Source organism: Rouxiella sp. S1S-2 (assembly GCF_009208105.1).
Taxonomy (GTDB): domain Bacteria; phylum Pseudomonadota; class Gammaproteobacteria; order Enterobacterales; family Enterobacteriaceae; genus Rouxiella.
In genome coordinates this window covers 3,749,272-3,772,324 of record NZ_WFKL01000001.1, presented here as the reverse complement: position 1 = coordinate 3,772,324, position 23,053 = coordinate 3,749,272, and the positions used below count along the sequence as shown (strand labels likewise).

Annotated in this window: 16 protein-coding genes; 14 read left to right on the top strand and 2 right to left on the bottom strand. The window is 51.9% G+C overall.

Translation table 11 applies throughout. The features are described 5' to 3' along the window. Positions 1 to 137 precede the first annotated feature (137 nt). The 9 genes from GA565_RS17275 to GA565_RS17235 all read left to right on the top strand — a co-directional run bounded on the left by GA565_RS17275 (position 138) and on the right by GA565_RS17235 (position 12,384). Positions 138 to 5,831 (top strand): inverse autotransporter beta domain-containing protein, encoded by a 5,694-nt coding sequence (locus GA565_RS17275; RefSeq protein ID WP_193311928.1) that lies wholly within the window; start codon positions 138 to 140, stop codon positions 5,829 to 5,831. Positions 5,832 to 6,040: 209 nt separating this feature from the next. Then, on the top strand, positions 6,041 to 6,391 hold the full coding sequence (gene hinT, locus GA565_RS17270) for a purine nucleoside phosphoramidase (protein ID WP_152199631.1): 351 nt from the start codon (positions 6,041 to 6,043) through the stop codon (positions 6,389 to 6,391). 64 nt (positions 6,392 to 6,455) lie between these two features. After that, on the top strand, positions 6,456 to 6,824 hold the full coding sequence (locus tag GA565_RS17265) for a YcfL family protein (RefSeq protein ID WP_152199629.1): 369 nt from the start codon (positions 6,456 to 6,458) through the stop codon (positions 6,822 to 6,824). A 21-nt stretch (positions 6,825 to 6,845) separates the two neighbouring features. Continuing rightward, the gene (gene lpoB / locus GA565_RS17260; RefSeq protein WP_152199627.1) at positions 6,846 to 7,460 is read left to right on the top strand and encodes a penicillin-binding protein activator LpoB; all 615 of its coding nucleotides are present in this window, start codon (positions 6,846 to 6,848) and stop codon (positions 7,458 to 7,460) included. Beyond that, positions 7,414 to 8,298: a phosphotransferase gene (locus tag GA565_RS17255; RefSeq protein ID WP_226950990.1), complete on the top strand. Its 885-nt coding sequence runs from the start codon at positions 7,414 to 7,416 to the stop codon at positions 8,296 to 8,298. The genes lpoB and GA565_RS17255 overlap by 47 nt, the downstream gene beginning before the upstream one ends. Positions 8,299 to 8,326: 28 nt before the next feature. After that, positions 8,327 to 9,349 carry a beta-N-acetylhexosaminidase gene (gene nagZ, locus GA565_RS17250; protein WP_152199625.1) on the top strand — a complete coding sequence of 341 codons (1,023 nt, stop codon included), beginning with the start codon at positions 8,327 to 8,329 and terminating at the stop codon, positions 9,347 to 9,349. A 57-nt stretch (positions 9,350 to 9,406) separates the two neighbouring features. After that, positions 9,407 to 9,949 (top strand): alpha/beta hydrolase YcfP, encoded by a 543-nt coding sequence (gene ycfP, locus GA565_RS17245; protein WP_152199623.1) that lies wholly within the window; start codon positions 9,407 to 9,409, stop codon positions 9,947 to 9,949. A gap of 253 nt (positions 9,950 to 10,202) precedes the next feature. Then, positions 10,203 to 11,507, top strand: coding sequence for an NAD(P)/FAD-dependent oxidoreductase (locus tag GA565_RS17240; protein ID WP_152199621.1), 1,305 nt, complete (start codon positions 10,203 to 10,205; stop codon positions 11,505 to 11,507). A gap of 340 nt (positions 11,508 to 11,847) precedes the next feature. Then, entirely contained in the window at positions 11,848 to 12,384 is a 537-nt protein-coding gene (locus GA565_RS17235) for a glycine zipper 2TM domain-containing protein (protein WP_152199620.1), read from the top strand. A 98-nt stretch (positions 12,385 to 12,482) separates the two neighbouring features. On the opposite strand, the gene mfd is transcribed toward GA565_RS17235, so the two are convergent. Then, entirely contained in the window at positions 12,483 to 15,932 is a 3,450-nt protein-coding gene (mfd, locus tag GA565_RS17230) for a transcription-repair coupling factor (RefSeq protein ID WP_152201588.1), read from the bottom strand. A gap of 222 nt (positions 15,933 to 16,154) precedes the next feature. Between mfd and lolC the strand changes: the two genes are divergently transcribed. From lolC to pepT, 5 genes are all read left to right on the top strand, one after another. Beyond that, the gene (gene lolC, locus GA565_RS17225) at positions 16,155 to 17,357 is read left to right on the top strand and encodes a lipoprotein-releasing ABC transporter permease subunit LolC (protein ID WP_152199618.1); all 1,203 of its coding nucleotides are present in this window, start codon (positions 16,155 to 16,157) and stop codon (positions 17,355 to 17,357) included. After that, positions 17,350 to 18,054, top strand: coding sequence for a lipoprotein-releasing ABC transporter ATP-binding protein LolD (gene lolD, locus GA565_RS17220; protein ID WP_152199616.1), 705 nt, complete (start codon positions 17,350 to 17,352; stop codon positions 18,052 to 18,054). The genes lolC and lolD overlap by 8 nt, the downstream gene beginning before the upstream one ends. Positions 18,055 to 18,062: 8 nt before the next feature. Continuing rightward, positions 18,063 to 19,304 (top strand): lipoprotein-releasing ABC transporter permease subunit LolE, encoded by a 1,242-nt coding sequence (lolE, locus tag GA565_RS17215; protein ID WP_152201587.1) that lies wholly within the window; start codon positions 18,063 to 18,065, stop codon positions 19,302 to 19,304. Between the two features lie 51 nt (positions 19,305 to 19,355). Beyond that, entirely contained in the window at positions 19,356 to 20,186 is an 831-nt protein-coding gene (cobB, locus tag GA565_RS17210) for a Sir2 family NAD+-dependent deacetylase (RefSeq protein ID WP_152199614.1), read from the top strand. A gap of 100 nt (positions 20,187 to 20,286) precedes the next feature. Beyond that, positions 20,287 to 21,519: a peptidase T gene (gene pepT, locus GA565_RS17205; RefSeq protein ID WP_152199612.1), complete on the top strand. Its 1,233-nt coding sequence runs from the start codon at positions 20,287 to 20,289 to the stop codon at positions 21,517 to 21,519. A gap of 53 nt (positions 21,520 to 21,572) precedes the next feature. Here the strand turns inward: pepT and GA565_RS17200 are convergent, their stop codons facing one another. Continuing rightward, positions 21,573 to 22,916, bottom strand: a complete 1,344-nt coding sequence (locus GA565_RS17200) for an MFS transporter (protein ID WP_152199611.1) — start codon at positions 22,914 to 22,916, stop codon at positions 21,573 to 21,575. Positions 22,917 to 23,053 lie beyond the last annotated feature (137 nt).

The following is a 23,053-nucleotide window of genomic DNA, read 5'->3' as shown; positions in this document are numbered from 1 at the left end:
ATTGTAATGGCACATTGTTAAAAGATGTGGGTTGTTACTTGTTTTTATTTGATAAGCTTTACTGATTTATATTTATAAATTATTAATATAGATTTATTTAATCGATATGAATTTCAAGTGAGAAAGGTGACATGGATATGTCCAATAATTTAAGTGATTCAAGAAAAATAAAATTTAGCATGGCTGTAAAGTGGGCAGTGGTTATTATATTTTTTATAATGACTTCATATTTTATCTTTGAAATGAAAGATGCGACAGCGCTGCACGCTGACGCCGTGTCTGTTGAATTAGACACTGCGAAGCAAACGCCTGAGGTCTCCGACGGCAATAGGGGGGGATTGAGCGATAAACCGCTGAATGAGAATGTTGTTAAGACGACGAATAAAGGTGAGCTGACGTTTGCAGAGGCGGAAAATGGCCGCATTGAAGACAGCCCGTTGGCCGCAGAGACAACATCAGCACCGCAACCCCTTGCTTCAGCGATTAGCGTCAATAGAAAGGAAACAAACGACAACGCTGAGCGGGTTTCATCCAATACATTACCGCTACTGGTTACAGAAAACAGCAGTGCGCAGCAGTCAGAGGGGAACACTAGAAACGATAATCCTCCCCTCACCTCAATGCTGGAGCAGTTAGGGCCTACGCTAAGTCAAGCTCCACTCTCGCAGCAACTGTCTTCAAAAGCCGTGGGTGCCGTAAACAGTCAGGCCTCACAGCAAATCGAACAGTTATTATCGTTTTCTGATGCTAAGGCTAGAGCCAGCATAAACACCGGCATTGATGGCAGGAGCCGTTTTGAATTCGGACTCGACTATCTTTACCCCTGGCTTGAGGGTGATAACTACACCTTGTTTTCACAACTAAGCTCTCATCGCTGGAATGAGCGAAATCAGTTTAATCTCGGCCTGGGTTATCGCTATAGCATTAACGATAATTTAATTGTGGGTACCAACGCGTTTTTTGATCAAGATATTACGCGCAGGCATAACCGTTTGGGGCTTGGGTTTGAGGTCTGGGGCGAAACTATCCGGAGCTCTTTTAACTACTATTTGCCGCTCAGCGGGTGGAAAAAGTCCAATGACACGCAGTTTAATCCAGACCCTCTACATTATGGCCTGTATGAACGCGCCGCCAGAGGGTGGGATATAAACCTTGAGGCCTTAATATTAAGGCCTTTAGCGGTAAAATTAACCGGATTCCACTGGTACGGCAAAGATGTTGATGTCTTGGGTACGCGTAGTCGCGTAAGTGCAGACCCTTATGGCCTCACATTAGGCTTCAACTGGCAGCCCGTCTCCCTGTTGGGGTTCACCCTCGAAGAAACCCTGATGACCGGCCAGCCTCATGATTTAAAAATCGGTATGAATTTTACCTGGAACTTTGATCAGAGCCTGCAGCAGCAGTTAGATCCACAAAAAGGCCAGGCAATGAGTGCACTGTCCCTGTCTCGTCACGACTTCGTTACCCGAAACAATAATATTGTGCTGCAATATAAAAGAGAGGAGCTATTTCGTCCGCTCTATTTTAGCCCCGATCGGCTGACAGTTAAGGCTGGGGCGGCACAGTCGGTTAATCTGGCCAAGGGCGGTTATGGAGGCGCCATTAAATATACCTCCGACCAGAATGAAATAGTCAAGGTTGAATTGGACAGCGGGTTTATCACGCCTCTAAAACGCGGCGAAACGACCATTCGTGCTCAAGAGTTTCAGCAGGGCTGGTGGCAAACGCCGGTTAATAACGCCTTCTATCAGGTCACAGTACTTCCGGGCGATATCGCACCTGCGGCAAAGCAAGTCAATATAACCGGTACGCCTGACGTAGGGGAGACGCTGGCAGCCAGTTATCTGTTTGTTAATAATGAAGGCAATGACGAAATAGACGGCGGTTCGCCGGTTGTCTGGTTTAACGAAAATGACAGCGCTACATCATTGAGTGAAGGTTTGACCTATAAAGTAAGAGCTGAAGATCGCGGACAAAATATTATTTTCCAAGTCACACCCATCAATAAAGACAACATATCAGGAGAGTCAGTAAAACAGACTGTAAATATCCCTAGCCTAAAATTGAGCAATCTTTTGATTGCCAATGGCAACACCTCAGTGGAAAGCGATGAGGTGATAATCTTCCCACAGGGAACTTCGGGGCAACTATTTCTGACCGCTATTGTAAAAGATCGCTACGATCGACCTGCTTCCATGGCACCTGTATTTTGGAGCCAGTTAAACTCGGCGCTGGGAACCATTACCAAGCGTACCGGCGTAACGGATGATCATGGGGAGATGATCATTCGCTATGAGGGAATTACCACGCCTGGTCATGATACCGTTACCGTCAGTTTACAGCCTAATACTGTAGATGCGGCGTCCTCCATTTCAGCGAAAAAATCACTCTCACGTAATATTAACGTGGAGTTTTCCGCAGCAAAAATAGACCCGCTTCCAGGGATAACGCTTTACGTTGGGGAGAATAAAACGGTTAGCCCAACAGGCGGTATTATTGGTGAGGAGTATCTGTTCACATCCAAATCCGCAGAAATTGTTGCCATCGAGCAGGGGAAGCTGATCGCTAAAAAAGTGGGCGTAACAGAAATAACCGTTTATCAAAAGCCGACTGCAACGGTAAATGCGCCTGAACCGATAACTTTCACCGTGACCGTGACTAAACATATACCAGAAGAACTACAAGTTAAATCGGTAACGGTAGACTTTGGTGCACCGGTTCAAACGCTGGATGTCTCCGGCGGCAACGGCGGGGAATTGAGCTATAAATCAGCAGATGTGAAAATAGTTAGTGTGTCGACGACGGGCGAGCTGACGTTCCTGAAGGCGGGCACGACCCGCATCACGGTGAGCCAGCCGGCAACGGAGAACACGGCGGCACCGCAACCGATTGACGTCGCGGTTACCGTCAACAAAATTGTCGGCGTCGCGCTTGAAGTGAGTCCGATGAAGTTAAAAGTGGGTGACAAGAAGGGTGTAATGGCAAGCGGCGGTAACGGTGGGCAAGGTGGCAAGCTGACTTATCGCAGTGACAACGACACCGTCGCTCAAGTAGACAGCGAGGGCAATGTTACGGCGCGGGCTAAAGGCACCGCGAAGATCGCGGTGACGGAGGCGGAGAGCGCTAACTACCTAGGTCAAACGGCCACGTTTGGCGTCACTGTTGATTTGAAAGACGCGCTGGCGCTGCATGCTGATCCCGTGACGGTTGACTTCGGGGCGACGAAGCAAAAACTCAGTGTTTCCGGCGGAAACGGCGGGACTTACCTTTATAAATCCCTGGATGAAAGCGTGGTTAAGGTGTCGGCGACGGGCGAGCTGACGTTTGTGAAGGCGGGCACGACCCGCATCACGGTGAGCCAGGCGGCAACGGAGAACACGGCGGCATCGCAACCGATTGACGTCGCGGTTACCGTCAACAAAATTGTCGGCGTCGCGCTTGAAGTGAGTCCGATGAAGTTAAAAGTGGGTGACAAGTCGGGTGTTACGGCAAGCGGCGGTAACGGTGGGCAAGGTGGCAAGCTGACTTATCGCAGTGACAACGACACCGTCGCTCAAGTAGACAGCGAGGGCAATGTTACGGCGCGGGCTAAAGGCACCGCGAAGATCGCGGTGACGGAGGCGGAGAGCGCTAACTACCTTGGTCAAACGGCCACGTTTGGCGTCACTGTTGATTTGAAAGACGCGCTGGCGCTGTATGCTGAACCCGTGACGGTTGACTTCGGGGCGACGAAGCAAAAACTCAGTGTTTCCGGCGGAAACGGCGGGACTTACCTTTATAAATCCCTGGATGAAAGCGTGGTTAAGGTGTCGACGACGGGCGAGCTGACGTTTGTGAAGGCGGGCACAACCCGCATCACGGTGAGCCAGCCGGCAACGGAGAACACGGCGGCATCGCAACCGATTGACGTCGCGATTACCGTCAACAAAATTGTCGGCGTCGCGCTTGAAGTGAGTCCGATGAAGTTAAAAGTAGGTGACAAGTCGGGTGTTACGGCAAGCGGCGGTAACGGTGGGCAAGGTGGCAAGCTGACTTATCGCAGTGACAACGACACCGTCGCTCAAGTAGACAGCGAGGGCAATGTTACGGCGCGGGCTAAAGGCACCGCGAAGATCGCGGTGACGGAGGCGGAGAGCGCTAACTACCTTGGTCAAACGGCCACGTTTGGCGTCACTGTTGATTTGAAAGACGCGCTGGCGCTGCATGCTGATCCCGTGACGGTTGACTTCGGGGCGACGAAGCAAAAACTCAGTGTTTCCGGCGGAAACGGCGGGATTTACCTCTATAGATCTTCAGATGTAAGCATTGTTAAGGTTTCTGATAAAGGAGAGATAGAGTTCATTGAAGTGGGCACTACTGACATCAACGTTAGCCAGGCAGCAACCAGCACCACCGCGGCACCGATATCTATAGACGTCCCCGTTACCGTTAAACATGGAAAACCTGTCATTAAAGATTTAAACATTACCGGGCAATCGGTCATCGGAAGTACGCTGAAATCGTCTTATAAGTACGTCGGTAACGGTGTTGCAGAGGCAGAGGAAAAGGCGAGTTACCAATGGATGAATGAAAAAGAATGGATAACGGGTGCGACAAGTAAAGACTACGTTATTACTCTTGCAGACGTTGGCCACGAAATCCATGTTCAAGCTATCACGCGTAATAGGTTGGGTGAATCCAGTAGTTTAGTTATTTCCAATAAAATAAAGGTTATACCGTTACCGAGCATATCTAACCAGAGGATCTGGGGTAGTCCAATTGAAGGTCAGACTTTGGACGCTTTATACACTTTAGAAAATGGGGATGCGGAGCAGACTAAAAAAACAATTACCTGGGAACGCACTTCTGGGAGCAATCCGGGAATAATCCCCGGGGCCACTAAGCAACAATATGTGCTGACTGCCAATGACGTAGGGGCCAAAGTTCGCTTTCACGTGACTCCAACAAATTCTAGTGGATTAAAGGGAGAGTTGGCTTCAGCACCTAGTTTTGGCCCTGTTATAGCGTTACCGAGCATATCTAACCTGAGTATCAGCGGAACGCCAAGGGTAGGAGAGACTTTATCCGCTAACTACACTTTGCAAAATGGGGATGCCGGTAAAACTGAAAAAACAATGACCTGGGAGCGCACTTCTGGGAGCAATCCAGGAACAATCCCCGGGGCCACTCTGCGCAAATATACGCTGACCAAAGATGACATAGGGGCCGAAATTCGCTTTCATGTGACTGCAACAAATTCTAGCGGATTAACGGGAGGATCATCCTCAGCACCTGGTGTTGGCCCTGTCGTAGGTATGCCAAATGTAGACAGACTAAATATCAGTGGAATATTCATAGTGGGCCAACAATTGAGAGCAAACTATAGTTTGGAAGATGGGGATGATGCTAAAACCTTAAAAACAATCACCTGGTATATTAATGGAACAGTGGTAGCAGAAGGAACTCGATATTATAGGCTGGTAGCCGATGATATAGGAGGCAATATTAATTTCAGGGTGACGGCAATCAGTTCTGATAATACCAAGGGAAATTGGAGTTCTTCAACGACTTACGGCCCTATAAAAGATAACAAACCTAAGGTGAGCAATCTCAGTGTATCAACCACATCATGCGGTTTTTCCCAAAGGGAATATACCGCGCATTACGACTATGATGCCCAAGGGGGGAGCGCAGAAGGCGACACTGTTATCACGTGGACGAGCAGTACTAAAACAGCGCACGGAAGAACCGTTTGTGTGAGCGTTTATAATTCAAATGGCTTTGACAAACTGACAATTACGCCTAAAAACAAAGATGGCATTGTTGGCGATGTGGTTGAAAAGAGCATTTAAATTATAGTAATAAGACGACTAATTTAGATTAAATTTTAGTCAGTTGAAAAGTGGCGACAGGTATTGAAAAACGTGTTTGATATCCGTCGCCACACTCCTTTAACCTTGTGTTGAACTGTAAACGCCTTAAAAACTTGAAAATAGCGGAATGGCTGACTCATACTGCGCTCACAGCTTTTGTAATGAAACGCGATCAAGGGAGAAACATCATGGCCGAAGAAACAATTTTCAGTAAAATTATCCGCCGCGAAATTCCGGCAGACGTGGTTTATCAGGATGAACTGGTCACTGCTTTCCGTGATATCGCCCCGCAGGCGCCTAACCATATTCTTATCATACCCAACGTTCTGATCCCGACCATGAATGATGTCACCGCCGAGCATGAAGCCGCACTGGGCCGCATGATGACCGTCGCTGCCAGGATTGCCGAGCAGGAAGGCATTGCGGAAAATGGTTACCGTTTGATAGTTAACTGCAACAAAGACGCCGGCCAGGTGGTGTATCATATACATATGCACCTGGTGGGTGGTCATAATCTTGGTCCTCTGCTATCGCACTAAAACGCGGATGTGCGGCTTTGATGCCCGCGCCCGTGGGTATATTGAAGCTTATTAGGGGAAGGTTATGCGATTTTTGATGGCATGTGCAGTGCTGCTGTGTCTTGCAGGGTGCAGCAGCAAGCCGGGTATTGCGCTGAATAATCAGCAAACGGTTATCATGGAATCACCGGTGTTGACCGCCGGGATAATTCCCGGCACGCCGTCGCTGTCTGTCGATCAGGGGCGCCAAAAGGCCACGCTGTCGTTGAGTAACAATCAACCCAAAGCAATACAAATACACTATGTTTTCTATTGGTATGATAGGCAAGGATTAGACCTGCTGCCGTTTGCCGAGCCGCGCACCATTACCGTTCCGGCAAACTCAGACGTCGATATTTACTCGCTTAATGGCAATCTTGATGCGTACAGTGTGCGCGTCCATCTTTATCTTTAAAGTTCGGTACGGAGAGGGTTGATGAAAAAGTATTTACTCGTGGCATTGGCAACGCTGGCGCTCAGTGGCTGTATTACTACCCAGGAAGAACAACCACAGCAACCTCAGACGCCACCGCCGACGACGACAGCACCCGTGACAACTGTGCCGGGTACGGGCACGCCTGAAACTTCAGGTCAGCCACCGGTTCAGACCATTCCTCAGCCGCCTAAACTGCAGTCTATTGACTGGAGCGCGACCGTGCAGCCGCTGGTTGCCAAAATGCTGCAGGCTGAAGGCGTGCAGGCGGGAAGCGTTTTGCTGCTCGACAACGTGAAGAACAGTACCAACGGTTCTCTGCAAACCGGTAAAATTACTTCAGCGATGCACACGGCGCTGGCGTCGAATAACACCTTTACCGTAGTGCCGGCTTCACAGCTGGCGACGGCAAAACAGGCGATGGGGCTTTCGCCAGACGACAACCTGGTTTCTCGCAGCAAGGCTATTGCACTGGCGCGGCAGGTTAATGCCCAATACGTGCTGTACAGCGACGCCAGCGGCAATGTGAAATCACCAACGCTTGATATGCAATTGATGACGGTGCAAAGCGGTGAAATCGTGTGGTCCGGCAGCGGTGCGGTGCAAAATCAGCAGTAGTCTGCAGGTCTGGGTTAAAAAACATCTTCCGGCGGATTATTCCGCCGGTTGTATTTTTACACCTGTGGAAGGGCTAAGCAGCAAAAGCTGGCGTATTGTGGCAGGTAACCACCACTGTTTAGCGCGGCATGAGTCGGCCGAAAAACGGCTGCTGGGCATTAGCCGTAAACGCGAATGCAGACTGCTGCGATCTTTGACGCCCCAAGCCATTGCCCCCTCGGTAATCTGTTGGCAAAGCCCTTGGCTGGCGGTGAGTTGGATTAACGGACAAACGCTGAATACGGCCTCTTTTTTCAGTCAATCTGCGCAAAAGCGTTTAGCAACTATGCTGGCAGCGTTGCACGGTAGCACCCCACAGGGCGAGCCTCTTGACTTAAAACGGCGGTTGCAGATTTATTGGCAGTCAGTTGACCCGCAGCGATTATCGCCTGCGTGGCTGCGGGTACATCAGCGTTTAATGAAACGACGATTGCCCTCTCCGGTCAAAATGTCGACGGCGCACATGGATATTCACCCTGAAAATTGGGTCGAGGGTGCGCAGGGTGACCGTCTGATTGACTGGGAGTATGCGGCAAACGCCGATATCGCGTTGGAGTTTGCCGCACTGTTTTGTGCAAATGGCTACAGTGTGCAACAACAAACGCAGCTGCTGCGATACTATGCGCAGAGCGGAGGATATTCAGATATTTTAAAGCTTGAGCGTCAAGTCCGCCGTTGGCAGCCGTGGCTCGAATATTTGATGCTCATGTGGTTTGAGGTACGTTGGCAACAAACCGCCGATGTGCGCTATATCGATTGGGCGCAGCCGCTGCGCCAGAAATTATTTAACGAATTATAATCAGGAGTGGCCGGTCTTGGGTCCAGTAATGTTAGACGTTGCCAGCTACGAGCTGGATGCAGAAGAGCGCGAGATTTTGCAGCACCCGCTGGTCGGTGGGCTGATTCTGTTTACCCGTAACTATCATGATGTTCAGCAGTTGCAGGAGCTGATTCGTCAAATTCGGGCGGCCTCGCGCCAGCGCCAGGTGTTAGCGGTAGATCAGGAAGGCGGAAGGGTACAGCGTTTTCGCGAAGGTTTTACCCGCATTCCCGCCGCGCAGTCATTCGCTGCGTTAAACGATCCACGCGAAGCGGGCCGTTTGGCCGAAGAGGCTGGATGGCTGATGGCCGCAGAAATGATTGCCATGGACATCGACATAAGCTTTGCACCGGTACTGGACATTGGCCATATCAGTGCGGCGATTGGTGAGCGTTCTTTCCACGCAGACCCGCAAAAAGCGCTGGATATTGCCGAACGCTATATTCGCGGAATGCACTTGGCCGGAATGAAAGTGACCGGCAAACATTTCCCGGGGCACGGCGCGGTTACCGCCGACTCGCACAAAGAAACGCCGCGCGATAATCGCCCGCTTGAGGAAATTCGCCAGCACGATATGGCCATTTTCCGCCAACTGATTGAGCGCAAGATGCTCGACGCCGTCATGCCTGCGCACGTGATTTATACCGAGGCAGACCCGCGTCCTGCCAGCGGTTCTCCATACTGGTTGAAGAAAATTCTCCGTCAGGAACTGGGCTTTGGCGGCATTATTTTCTCTGACGACTTGTCGATGGAAGGTGCCGCCGTGATGGGCAGTTATGCCGAGCGCGGTCAGGCCTCACTCGATGCCGGTTGCGACATGATTTTGGTATGTAATAACCGCGACGGTGCGGTGAGCGTGCTCGATAACCTGTTACCGATCAAGGCAGAGCAGGTTACCGGCTTGTACCATGGGGGCGCCTATCAGGGTAAATCCAGCCGCCAGGCTCTGCGTGACACTGAGCGCTGGCAGCGTTCGAATCAGGAACTAACGGCGCTGGATGAGCGCTGGCAGGCGCATAAGCAGGCCTGACAGAGTCCTTAGCTGTCATGGCCTATAAAGTGATACCGAGGTTTAATGAGGAAAGATATGATCATTTATTTGCATGGCTTTGACTCAACCAGTCCGGGAAATCATGAGAAGGTGTTGCAGCTGCAGTTTATCGATCCCGATGTCCGATTTATTAGCTACAGCACGCTGCACCCGCGTCATGATATGCAACACCTAATCAAGGAAGTCGACAAGGTGCAGCAGCAGGCAGAAGGTAAAACCACGCTTATCTGTGGCGTAGGGCTTGGCGGTTATTGGGCGGAGCGCATCGGCTTTTTGTGTGGCATACGCCAGGTGATGTTCAACCCCAATCTGTCGCCGCAGAGCAACATGACGGGAAAAATCGACCGTCCTGAAGAGTACGTGGATATCGCCACCAAGTGCGTAAGTGATTTCAGAGAGAAAAACCGCGACCAATGCCTGGTGATCCTCTCGCGTGAAGATGGCGTGCTTGATAGCCAAGAGTCAGCTAATGCGTTGTCTCCTTACTATCCGATTATTTGGGACGAAAAGCAGAGTCACAAATTTAAGAACATCTCGGTGCACTTACCGAGCATAAAGGCTTTTCAACACCTCGTCTGAATCATTTAATTGTAACTTTTTAAAATATCCCTTTCTGCTAACCGGCGTTAACTGTTTGAATAACAAGCTGCAAAAAAATTGTTATCGCCGGGCTATTCCGAAAAAAATTGATGTAGATCAATTTTGGTATAACCAATTGACCCCGCCATGTTATTCTCAGCCATGAAGATGATTTAACTTGAACAACCCTATGTTATCTAAGGATAAATTTTTACCCTTAGATAACATTTGGTTTACATTTGAGGGGGTCATAGTGACTGAAGCAAAGAAAAAAATTGTGATTATCGGCGGTGGGGCAGGCGGTCTTGAGCTGGCAACCAGCCTGGGTCGCAAACTGGGTCGCAATAAAAAAGCCGAGATTATTTTGGTAGACCGTAACCACAGTCATCTGTGGAAGCCACTGCTGCATGAAGTTGCCACGGGAAGCCTGGATGACGGTGTCGACGCGCTGAGCTATCTCGCACATGCACGCAACCATGGATTCACATTCCAAATCGGTTCGCTTACCAACATTAGCCGCGACAATAAAACCATCACGCTGGCTGAAATTCGTGATACCAACGGCGAACTGCTGGTGGCCGAACGTGACTTGGCCTATGACCAACTGGTGATGGCGCTGGGCAGTACCTCCAATGATTTCGGCACTCCGGGCATTAAAGAGAATTGCATCTTTCTGGACAACCCGCATCAGGCTCACCGTTTCCATAATGAAATGCTCAATCTGTTCCTTAAATATTCGGCAAATCCGGATAAAAAAGGCACGGTTAATATTGCGATCGTGGGCGGCGGAGCGACCGGCGTTGAGCTGTCGGCCGAACTGCATAATGCGGTGAAGGAGCTGCACAGCTATGGCTTTGAAGGCCTTAATAATCAGACGCTTAACGTAACTTTAGTCGAGGCCGGTGAGCGCATTTTACCTGCTTTGCCGCCGCGAATTTCTGCTGCTGCGCATCAGGAGTTGACCAAAATTGGCGTGCGCGTATTGACGAAAACCATGGTCACCAGCGCGGATAAAAACGGTCTTAACACCAAAGACGGCGAATTTATTGAAGCTGATTTAATGGTCTGGGCTGCTGGTATTAAAGCGCCTGATTTCTTGAAGGATATAGCGGGTCTGGAGACCAACCGTATCAATCAACTGGTGGTTGAACCCACGCTGCAAACGACGCGCGATGCTGATATTTATGCGATTGGTGACTGTGCTTCATGTGCACTGCCGGGCGGCGGATTTGTTCCTCCTCGTGCCCAGTCTGCGCATCAGATGGCGTCTCGCTGTTTTGCCAATATCATGGCTCAGCGCAGCGGCCGTAGCCTGAAACCGTATGTCTATAAAGACCATGGTTCACTGGTTTCGCTCTCTCGTTTTAGCACCGTAGGCAGCCTGATGGGGAATCTGACCAAAGGTTCCATGATGGTTGAAGGCCGATTGGCACGCTTAGTCTATGTTTCTTTATACCGCATGCACCAGATTGCGCTGCATGGCTATGCGAAGACCGGGTTGATGATGTTAGTGGGCAGTATTAACCGGGTTATTCGCCCGCGTCTTAAACTTCACTAAATGACTGTACAGCCTCCGGTTTTTTTACCGGAGGCTGAATCGATTCTAGGGTTATTCCCCTAAGCAAATACCTCCCATGGTTGAAATTTTTAATCATACAAACGGCCCTTCGCTCATTCGTTTAGTGAATAATCCTAAGAATGCTCCTAAATCCCACTGTTAATGCGCATATTCTGTGTTTTTTATCCAATAGTCTTATTGTTCGCTCTGGGCTAAATGCGCAAAATTTATATCAGGTTCAAGAGAACTGTTTACAGAAGGCGATTCACGCACGCCGTTCCCTCGAGGGAGTCGATGAGTAGGGAGCAAAATGCGTGTTAACACTTTAGGAGGATGTCCTGTGAACAAGTCAATGTTAGCGGGTGTCGGTATCGGTGTGGCGGCGGCGCTAGGCGTTGCGGCTGTCGCCAGCATGAACGTTTTTTCTTCTGCTCCGCAGTACGCGCAGGTTGTCAGTGCAACGCCCATCAAAGAAACCATTAAAACACCACGACAAGAATGCCGTAATGTTACGGTCACTCACCGTCGTCCGGTGCAGGATGAAAATCAAATCACGGGTTCTGTGTTGGGTGCCGTCGCGGGTGGGGTTCTGGGTCATCAGTTTGGCGGTGGGCACGGGCGTGATTTAGCAACGGTAGCCGGTGCGCTGGGCGGCGGTTATGCGGGCAACCGCGTGCAAAGCTCAATGCAGGACAACGACACCTATACCACGCAGAAGCAGCGTTGTAGCACCATCTATGACAAGTCAGAAAAAATGCTGGGCTATGACGTGACATACAAAATCGGTAATCAACAAGGCAAAGTGCGCATGGACCACGATCCGGGCACGCAGATCCCCCTAGACAAGAGCGGTCAGTTGCAGTTGACCCGCAGCTAACTTTTTCGTCAAAAATCTGTTCCTTGTCTTAGTAAAAAGCCCGAGTTTTTATGCTCGGGCTTTTGCTCTTTGTACACCGTAATGGCACGGCCCGAGTATTACCCCGTGAGCTGATGCCCCGCAAACTCCTCGAGCAATTCATCAACAAACTTCAGGCGTTTTGGCCTGTCGGTCAGGTCGAGCATAAACTTCAGCTTGCTTGGGCCATCCAATCGATAAACCTGCGGCTGTTTCTGCAGTAAACCAATCAGATAACTCGGATCGACGCGGTTCTTGTCGCTAAACTCGACAAATCCACCGCGCTCATTGCCTTCGATTCGCTTGATACCCAGCGCTTTAGCCTTGAGACGCAGCACGGCAATGCTCAGTAAATTACGCGCGCCGTCGGGCAGGGTGCCGAAACGGTCAATCAGCTCAACGCGAAGTTCGTCAACTTCCTGCGGAGTTCGGGCGCTGGCAATGCGTTTATACAATGAGAGGCGGGTATTCACGTCGGGAATAAACTCTTCCGGCAGCAGAGCAGGCATGCGCATTTCTACGTCGGTTTGGCTGGTCGTGAGATCTTCAAGCGACGGCTCGCGCCCCTCTTTCAGCGCCTCAACGGCATTTTCGAGCAGCTCCATGTACAGCGAGAAGCCGATAGAGCTCATTTGCCCGCTCTGCCCCTCGCCCAATAGCTCACCGGCACCGCGGATCTCAAGGTCGTGGGTGGCCAGCGCAAAGCCGGCTCCCAGGTCTTCGAGTGAGGCAATGGCTTCGAGGCGCTTGTGGGCATCGGCAGACATCGCCTTGGGCGGCGGGGTAAGGAGATAAGCATAGGCCTGATGATGAGAACGGCCGACGCGGCCACGCAGCTGGTGCAGCTGGGCAAGGCCAAGGTGGTCGGCACGCTCCATGATAATGGTATTGGCAGTGGAAATATCAATACCGGTTTCAATAATGGTGGTGCAAACCAATACGTTAAAGCGCTGATGATGGAAGTCATTCATCACTCGTTCAAGATCACGCTCGCGCATTTGTCCGTGCCCGATGGCAATTCGCGCCTCAGGTACCAGCTCTGCCAGGCGCTCGGCGGCTTTGTCGATATTGGCTACGTCGTTGTAAAGATAATAAACCTGCCCGCCGCGCAGCACTTCGCGCAAAATAGCCTCACGTACCACCAGACTGTCATATTCGCGAACGAAGGTTTTCACCGCCAGACGGCGAGCCGGTGGCGTAGCAATAATCGACAGGTCGCGCATGCCGCTCATCGCCATATTCAGGGTTCGCGGAATAGGCGTCGCGGTGAGGGTGAGAATATCCACATCGGCGCGCATCGCCTTGATTCGCTCTTTATGACGCACGCCGAAGCGGTGCTCTTCATCGACGATCAGCAGGCCCAGATCTTTCCAGTGCAGATTGCTCTGCAGCAGTTTATGGGTGCCGATAATAATATCGACCTTGCCCTCGACGGCTTCTTCAAGCACCGCCTGCTGCTCTTTGGCACTGCGAAAACGCGACATCATTTCAATGCGCACCGGCCAATTGGCGAAGCGATCGCGGAAGTTGTCAAAGTGCTGCTGCGCCAGCAACGTGGTCGGGACCAGTACCGCAACCTGCTTGTTGTTAGAGACGGCAAGAAACGCGGCGCGCATCGCCACTTCGGTTTTACCGAAGCCCACGTCACCGCACACCAGACGATCCATAGCCAGCGGCTGCGTCATGTCGGTCAGTACGGCATTAATGGCCTGCGACTGGTCCGGGGTGGTTTCAAACGGAAAAGTTTGACAGAACAACTGATATTGCTCTTTATCATGCTTGAAGGCGAAACCCGCTTTGGCTTCACGCTGGGCATAAATATCCAGCAACTCTGCCGCCACGTCGCGGACTTTTTCAGCCGCTTTCTGCCGCGCCTTGGACCAGGCCTCACCGCCGAGTTTGTGCAGCGGTGCAGTATCATCAGCACCTCCGGCATAGCGGCTAATCAGGTGCAGTGATGAAACCGGCACATACAGTTTGTCTTCGCCAGCGTAAGTCAGAATCAGGTATTCGGCCTTAATGCCGCCCGCTTCTAGCGTAGTCAGGCCTAAATAACGGCCCACGCCGTGCTCAAGATGCACCACCGGCTGGCCGGGACGCAGCTCGGCAAGGTTGCGGATCAGTGTGTCGGTATTAATGGCGCGACGGGTGTCCTGACGGCGGCGGGCTACGCGTTCGCCCAGCATGTCGCTTTCGCAAATCAGCGCCAGCTGTTTTTGATTATCCAGAAAGCCCTTTTCACAGGCGCCAATCATGATATAGCGGCCCGGCTCTGCGGCCTGCTCGATGCGGGTAATCAGCTGCGGTTGCAGCTTGATACGGCCCAGCAGGTCCTGCAGGGTCTCGCGACGACCTTCGCTTTCTACCGAAAAGACGATACTGCCGTTAAAGGCTTCGTTAAAGCGGCGCAGGTTGTCCATCGGCGCTTTGTTTTGCGGCACCACGGAGAGGTCCGGAAGCGGCTGATAGTCAAGATTGGTATTGGCGCTTTTTTCCGCCAGCAGCTCAGTTTTAAGCTGCATGCGCGGCCACTGCTTTAGCTCGGAAAACAGGCTGTCGACTTTTAGCCACAGCAGTTCTGGCTCAACCAGCGGGCGCATTGGGTCGATGCGGCGGCTTTCATAGCGCTGAACCACATCCTGCCAGAAACGATCGGCGGCTTGTTCCAAATCACCCGTGTTCAGCAGCAGTGTGTTTTTCGGTAAATAGCTGAACAGCGTGCTCAATGGTTGGCTGAAAAACAGCGGCTGCCAGTATTCAATACCGGCAGGGAAGGTGCCTTTAGTCACCTGCTGATAAACGTGCTCGGCCTCGCGGCGGACCTCAAATTTTTCACGGAACTGGCTGCGAAACAGCTCGATAGCATTTTTATCGGTCGGGAATTCGTGGGCAGGCAGCAGATTTATTGATTCGACTTCGCTCAGTGTGCGCTGGGTATCGACGTCAAACAGGCGCAGGCTGTCAATCTCGTCGTCAAAGAAGTCGATACGGTAAGGTTCATCGCTGCCCATCGGGTAGAGGTCGAGCAGGGCGCCACGGGTGGCAAATTCGCCGTGCTCCATTACCTGATCGACACTGCGATATCCTGCCTGTTCGAGCTGGGAACGCAGTTTGTCGCGTGAAAGATGCTGGCCTTTTTTCATCACCAGCGCGTGCCCGTGCAGGAACTCGTGCGGACAAACGCGCTGCATCAGCGTATTGACCGGAAGAATAATTATGCCGCGTTCCATGGTCGGTAGCTGATAAAGGCTCGACAGACGGGCAGAAATGATTTCCTGATGCGGAGAAAAACTGTCGTACGGCAGCGTTTCCCAGTCGGAGAGGCTGATCACTTTATGTTCGGTAAACTGCTGGATCTCATCGCGTAAACGCAGTGCGTTTTGCATATCCGGCGCGATAAGCATCACCGGACCGGGATGGCGCTCGCTGATTTCGGCGCACTCCAACGCGCAGGCCGAACCGGTGAGTTGCCCCAGCTGACGGGTATCGCCGGGACGTTCTGGCAGTGAATACCGCCTTTCTTGAGGCATTTTTTGAAGCATAAGCAGTTTCGCTATCTCTTTTGTCGGCGGTAAGGGCCAGATTTATAAACCGTATCTTGCGATGGGGTTTACCATCAGGTCAATCCGATTTGTTCACGACTCTACATAAATAAAAGCCGCCTGGTAACACCGTTAATGGTTCCATAAAGCGCAGGTAGCCTTTATTATCCTTGATCACTTTGCAATGAGCTACTGCACTTAACGGATTTCATGTATCAACCTGTCGCGTTATTCATCGGCCTGCGCTACATGCGCGGGCGAGCTTCAGACCGCTTTGGGCGGTTTGTCTCCTGGCTATCCACAATCGGCATTACCCTTGGGGTGATGGCGTTGGTTACCGTGTTGTCGGTCATGAACGGTTTTGAGAAAGATCTCGAAAATAATATTTTGGGACTGATACCTCAAGCCTACATCACCACACCGCAGGGATCGCTAAATCCTCAACAAATTCCTCGCGATGCGGCGGCCAAACTGCAGGGTGTTAACCGCGCCGTGCCGTTGACTACCGGCGACGTGGTGCTGCAAAGCCCCGGTAGCGTGGCGGTCGGCGTGATGCTGGGTATTGATCCCAATGAAAAAGACACGCTGTCGAGCACGCTGGTTGGCGTCACTCAGCAAGACCTGCAGCCTGGACAGTATAAGGTCATTTTAGGCGATCAGCTTGCCCAGCAGCTAAAAGTTCAGCGCGGCGACAAACTGCGTCTGATGGTCACCAGCGTGAGCCAGTTTACCCCGGTAGGTCGCATCCCGAGCCAGCGTCTCTTTACAGTAGCAGGCACGTTTGCCGCCAACAGCGAGGTTGACGGCTACGAAATGCTGGTCAACATTCAAGACGCCTCGCGTATGATGCTCTATCCACAGGGCAACATCACCGGCTGGCGACTGTATTTGAACAAACCGCTCGACGTCGATTCGCTAAGTCGCCAGACGCTGCCGAATGGCACCCAATGGAAAGACTGGCGCGAACGTCGTGGTGAGCTGTTCCAGGCCGTGAGCATGGAGAAAAACATGATGGGCCTGTTGTTAAGCCTGATTGTTGCCGTGGCGGCGTTTAATATTATTACCTCGCTAGGTCTGCTGGTGATGGAGAAACAGGGCGAGGTGGCTATCTTGAAAACTCAGGGCCTCACACGTCGGCAAATCATGGCCATCTTCATGGTGCAGGGCGCCAGCGCGGGTATTATTGGTGCACTGCTCGGCGCCGTGCTGGGCGTGCTGCTTGCGACCCAACTCAATACCATCATGCCCGCGATTGGCGTGATGCTCGACGGCGCCTCACTGCCGGTGGCCATTGAGCCAATGCAGGTAGTGATTATTGCGCTGGTGGCGATGGTTATCGCGCTGTTGTCTACGTTCTATCCTTCATGGCGCGCCGCCGCCGCTCAACCCGCAGAGGCTCTACGTTATGAATAATTCTTTATTGTTGCAGTGCGAAAACCTCTGTAAGACTTACCAGGAAGGCAAGCTAAAAACCGACGTGCTGCGCGACGTGTCGTTTGCCATCAAACCGGGTGAGATGATGGCAATTGTCGGCAGTTCCGGTTCGGGTAAAAGTACGCTGCTGCACCTGCTCGGTGGTTTGGATTCGCCCACTGCAGGTGAAGTGGTGTTTAAAGGCCAGTCGCTGAACGCCATGTCCTCTTCTGCCAAGGCCGAGCTACGCAACCGCCAACTGGGCTTTATTTATCAGTTCCACCACCTGCTGCCGGACTTTACCGCGCTGGAAAACGTGGCGATGCCACTGTTGATAGGCAAGAACAAAGCTTCAGAGGTGCAAGACAAGACCCGTGAGATGTTGGCCGCCGTTGGGCTGGAGCACCGCAGTAAGCATCGTCCATCGGAACTTTCAGGCGGTGAACGTCAGCGTGTGGCCATAGCGCGCGCGCTGGTCAACAGTCCTTCTCTGGTATTGGCCGATGAGCCTACCGGTAACCTTGACCAGAAAAATGCCGACAGCATTTTTGAGCTGCTTGGCGAACTGAACGTACGACAGGGCACCGCATTTTTAGTGGTGACTCATGATTTACAGTTGGCTAATCGACTCAGTCGCCAGCTTGAAATGCGCGACGGTAAGTTGCAGCAGGATTCAACTCTGCTGGGAGCGCGTTAATGTCAGCGATGCCTTTTTCCCTCCTCATCGGCCTGCGTTTTAGCCGTGGACGCCGTCGCGGCGGCATGGTGTCGCTGATTTCGGTTATTTCGACGCTGGGCATCGCACTGGGCGTAGCGGTACTGATCGTCGGCCTGAGCGCGATGAACGGATTTGAACGCGAACTTAAAGACCGCGTGCTGGCCGTGGTTCCTCACGGTGAGATCCGCCCGGTTAATCAGCCGTTTAACGACTGGCAGGGTGTTATCGACCGCGTAGAGAAAGTGCCGGGCATTGTGGCCGCGGCACCCTATGTGCAGTTTAGCGGCCTGATTGAAAATGGGGCCAAACTGCGTGCTTTGCAGGTTAAGGGCGTTGATCCGCAGCAGGAAGGGCGCATCAGCGCGGTGCCAAAATTTGTGCAGGGCGATGCCTGGCAGAATTTTAAAGCCGGCGAACAGCAAATCATTTTGGGTAAAGGCGTGGCCGATGCCCTCAACGTTAAGCAGGGCGACTGGGTAACGGTCATGATCCCCAACAGCGACCCTGAGATGAAGCTGCTGCAGCCCAAGCGTATTCGTCTGCACGTAACCGGTATTTTGCAACTCAGCGGTCAGCTTGACCACAGCATGGCAATGGTTCCCCTGACCGATGCTCAGCAGTATCAGGATATGGGCGCCAGCGTGACCGGAATAGACATCAAAGTTAATGATGTCTTTGCTGCCAACAAGCTGGTACGTGATGCGGGTGAAGTCACAAAAGCGTATGTCTACATTAGCAGTTGGATAGGGACTTACGGTTATATGTACCGTGACATTCAAATGATCCGCGCCATTATGTATTTGGCGATGGTGCTGGTGATAGGCGTTGCCTGTTTCAACATTGTCTCCACACTGGTGATGGCGGTTAAAGATAAAAGCAGCGATATCGCGGTGTTGAGAACGCTGGGCGCCAAAGATGGGCTGATTCGTGCAATATTTATTTGGTACGGCCTGATGGCAGGGCTGGTGGGCAGCGTGTGTGGCGTAGTGATTGGCGTGATTGCCTCTCTGGAATTGACCAATATAATTAACGTGCTGCAAAGGCTGATCGGCCATAAACTTCTGTCTGGTGACATTTATTTCATCGATTTCCTGCCGTCGGAACTGCATTGGCTAGACGTCGTTAGCGTGCTAGGAACTGCGCTGGTGCTGAGTTTGCTCGCCAGCTGGTATCCCGCACGTCGCGCCAGCCGTATCGATCCCGCAAGAGTGTTGAGCGGCGGTCAGTAACCAGATTTCCGATTAAAGATTTTTTTCGGGTAAAGAAAAGGAGCGGTGAATATGCGCACACGCCATCGGCTGCGTCGGTTTCGCAAAAATAAGCGCATACGCCATCAGCGTTTTCGATCTAATATTTTCCATCGCGACAGCATGGCCGCCGCGGAGTTGAAAAGGCCCTTCGTGGTGGTGCTCACCGGTGCCGGTATTTCGGCCGAATCCGGGATACGCACTTTCCGCGCCGCCGACGGGTTGTGGGAAGAGCACAAGGTTGAAGACGTGGCCACGCCGGAAGGATTTCGCCGTGATCCGGAGCTGGTGCAGGCGTTTTATAACGCACGTCGCCAGCAGTTGCAGCAGGAAGACATCCAGCCCAACGCCGCCCATCACGCGTTGGCCGTGCTCGAAGAAGCTTTGGGTGATAACTTCCTGCTGGTGACACAAAATATCGATAATTTACACGAGCGTGCAGGCAGTTCCCGGATATTGCACATGCACGGTGAGCTGATGAAAGTGCGATGTAGCGAGTCGGGTCAGGTGTTTGACTGGCCCAAAGACTTATCGGTCGATGACCGCTGCCACTGTTGTCAGTTTCCTGCACCGTTGCGCCCTCACGTGGTATGGTTCGGCGAAATGCCGCTGCGCATGGACGAAATTTACACCGCGCTGGCCAAGGCCGATTTTTTCATTGCTATCGGAACCTCGGGGCACGTCTACCCAGCAGCAGGATTTGTGCATGAGGCGCATATTCAAGGGGCTCACACCTTCGAACTTAACCTTGAGCCAAGCCAAGTCGAAAGCCAGTTTGATGAGCGGATTTATGGCCCGGCAAGCACCGTAGTGCCCGAATTTGTGCACGCTTTTCTGACCAACAAAAGCGAAAGCTGGAGCTAACCTGGCTGCGTCGGGTAACCGTGTTAACAATGACCTGACGCAATATTCAAGATATTCAGCCTGCGCATAATAAACCTCTGTCGCCCGAGGATGCTTGAATATGGATAAGTTGCTTGACCGTTTCCTTCACTATGTCTCTTTTGACACCCAGTCAAAAGCTAACGCAAAATCCACGCCAAGCAGTGATGGCCAGGTAAGACTGGCACAATCACTGCGCGACGAGCTTATTTCACTGGGGTTCGACCACGTGACGCTCAGCCCAAAAGGCTGCGTGATGGCCACGGTGCCTGCCAACGTTAGCTGGCCGGTGCCGGTGATTGGTTTTATTTCCCATCTTGATACCGCCCCTGATTTTACCGCTAAGCACGTCAATCCCCAGATAGTCGAAAGCTATCGTGGGGGCGACATTGCGCTCGGTAACGGTGACGAAATTCTGTCGCCGGTGATGTTTCCGGTGTTGCACCAGCTTCTCGGCCACACTCTGGTCACTACTGATGGCAAAACGCTGCTCGGTGCCGATGACAAAGCCGGAATTGCCGAAATCATCACGGCAATGTTGCGCCTTAAAAATAGCGATACGCCTCACGGCACTTTGCGCATCGCCTTCACACCGGATGAAGAGATAGGCAAGGGCGCGCAGAACTTTGACGTTGAGGCTTTTGCCGCTGAATGGGCCTATACCGTCGACGGTGGCGGCGTGGGCGAGCTTGAATACGAAAACTTCAACGCGGCGTCGGTCACCCTAAAAATAGTCGGTAATAATGTGCACCCGGGCAGTGCAAAAGGGGTGATGGTCAATGCGCTGTCGCTGGCTACGCGTTTTCATGAGGCGCTGCCAGCAGATGAAAGGCCGGAAAATACCAGTGGCTATGAAGGGTTCTACCACCTGACAGGAATAAAAGGCAACGTTGAGCGCGCCGAGATGCACTATATTCTGCGTGATTTCGACCACGTCAATTTTGAAGCCCGTAAACAGAAGATCCTTGATTTGGCTCAGTGGCTGGGTGAGGGGCTCCATCGCGACTGTTATATTGACGTCACCATTGATGACAATTACTACAACATGCGCGAGCAGGTTATGAAGCATCTGCACGTCATCGACCTGGCACGTCAGGCAATGAAAGACTGTAATATCAAACCGCTAGTGAAGCCAATTCGCGGTGGTACCGATGGCGCTCAACTTTCGTTTCGCGGCCTGCCTTGCCCTAATATTTTCACCGGTGGCTACAACTTTCACGGCAAGCATGAATTTATTACGCTGGAAGGGATGGAGAGTGCGGTAAAAGTGATTATGCGGATTGCGGAGCTGACAGCGAATAGTGCGCGAAATTAGTCTCTCTTTTGAAAACTCCCCCGCTAAATAAGCGGGGGATGGCAGATAAACGATTATGCCGCTACGCCGTTGGTTTTATACTTCGCCCGCGTTCTGGCGTAATGCTCGGCCAGCGCGATAGCTTTAGCACCCGGCACCAAGGCAATATCGCACTCTTTCGGCAGCAGAGCCGTCACCGCTGCGGCAATCAGCAGGGAAACAACCAGTGCATAAATCGCCGTGCTCTGACCGTACAGGCTGACCAACACCCCCACGAGATACGGGCCACAGAAGCCACCCAGATTACCCAAACCATTAATAACACCGCGTGCACGGCCCGCGACTTCTGGCGTCGTCACTTTACCCGGAATAGTCCAGAAGGCGCTGGTTGCAGCCTGCAGGAAGAAGCCTGCACCGACCAGGAAACCATAAGACGCCATCACGTTGCCTTTCGCCGTCACCGATGCGGCCAAACAGGCGGCAAAGCCAATCAACGGTAAGATAATAAACATTCTGCGCTTGCCGGTTTTATCGGAGAAGATGGACATCACCAGAATACCCAGCATAGTGCCCACATAAGGGACAATCGCCAGCAGGCCAACCGAACTCATGTCACCGCCGGTGAGATTCTTCAAAATGGTCGGCAGCCACAGGGTGTAGCCATAAATCCCAGTCTGGTAGAAGAAGTTAATCACAATCAGCTTCAGAATAGACTTGTTGCGGAACACCTCTTTCAGCGGTGCATCGTCAACTTTTGCCAGCGCTTTCAACGCTTCCCGTTCTCGATTTAGCTCGGTCACCAGATAGTCGCGTTCACGATCCGAGAGCCATTTGGCCTCTTCAGGACGGTCACTGATGGTGAACCACCAGAACAGCATCACCACCACCGACAGCAAACCTTCAATGATAAACAACCAGCGCCAGTCCAGCGCATCCAGAATATAGCCGGACAGCGGTGCGGTGATCATCCCGCCAATAGGGGCAAACATCAGGACGTAAGCATTGGCACGACCGCGTTCAGCGTCAGGGAACCAGTTGCTGACCATGGTTAATACCACCGGCAACATACCGCCCTCAGACACGCCGAGTGCGAAGCGCAGGAACAATAGCTGGTATTGGTTAGTCACCAGACCGGTCAGTACCGAGATAACTGCCCAGGCAATCAGCGAGCAGGCGATGAATTTTCTGCCGCTGCCGTGTACGGCAATGCTGCCTCCTGGCACCTGTAAAAAGAGATACCCGATAAAGAAGATACCCGCAGCTAGCCCAGCCATCGAGGACGTGATGCCCAATGCGCTGTCCATGCCGCCGGGCATCGCGAAGCTGATGTTAACTCGGTCCATGAATGAAATAATACAGGCAATTAATATCGGCGTAATAACGCGTAACCAGCGGGCTTTAGGTATTTTATTATCCATGGGTACACCTCGTTTATTCACAGACGCATTCCATCTCAGGGAATGAATTAATACGCGAATTCGGTTGGTATCTGAAATAAGGCATTGGAATGTAATGTTCTTATTAACCTGATCCGGCGATGCTCTAATAAAAGCAT

Bases quoted from the DNA above. Each gene is read 5' to 3' on its own strand.
- GA565_RS17275 (WP_193311928.1), top strand. From the start codon at position 138: ATGTCCAATAATTTAAGTGATTCAAGAAAAATAAAATTTAGCATGGCT.
- lolD (WP_152199616.1), top strand. From the start codon at position 17,350: ATGAATAATTCTTTATTGTTGCAGTGCGAAAACCTCTGTAAGACTTAC.
- ycfP (WP_152199623.1), top strand. From the start codon at position 9,407: ATGATCATTTATTTGCATGGCTTTGACTCAACCAGTCCGGGAAATCAT.
- mfd (WP_152201588.1), bottom strand. From the start codon at position 15,932: ATGCCTCAAGAAAGGCGGTATTCACTGCCAGAACGTCCCGGCGATACC.
- nagZ (WP_152199625.1), top strand. From the start codon at position 8,327: ATGTTAGACGTTGCCAGCTACGAGCTGGATGCAGAAGAGCGCGAGATT.
- GA565_RS17265 (WP_152199629.1), top strand. From the start codon at position 6,456: ATGCGATTTTTGATGGCATGTGCAGTGCTGCTGTGTCTTGCAGGGTGC.
- cobB (WP_152199614.1), top strand. From the start codon at position 19,356: ATGCGCACACGCCATCGGCTGCGTCGGTTTCGCAAAAATAAGCGCATA.
- lolC (WP_152199618.1), top strand. From the start codon at position 16,155: ATGTATCAACCTGTCGCGTTATTCATCGGCCTGCGCTACATGCGCGGG.
- lpoB (WP_152199627.1), top strand. From the start codon at position 6,846: ATGAAAAAGTATTTACTCGTGGCATTGGCAACGCTGGCGCTCAGTGGC.
- GA565_RS17200 (WP_152199611.1), bottom strand. From the start codon at position 22,916: ATGGATAATAAAATACCTAAAGCCCGCTGGTTACGCGTTATTACGCCG.
- hinT (WP_152199631.1), top strand. From the start codon at position 6,041: ATGGCCGAAGAAACAATTTTCAGTAAAATTATCCGCCGCGAAATTCCG.
- pepT (WP_152199612.1), top strand. From the start codon at position 20,287: ATGGATAAGTTGCTTGACCGTTTCCTTCACTATGTCTCTTTTGACACC.
- lolE (WP_152201587.1), top strand. From the start codon at position 18,063: ATGCCTTTTTCCCTCCTCATCGGCCTGCGTTTTAGCCGTGGACGCCGT.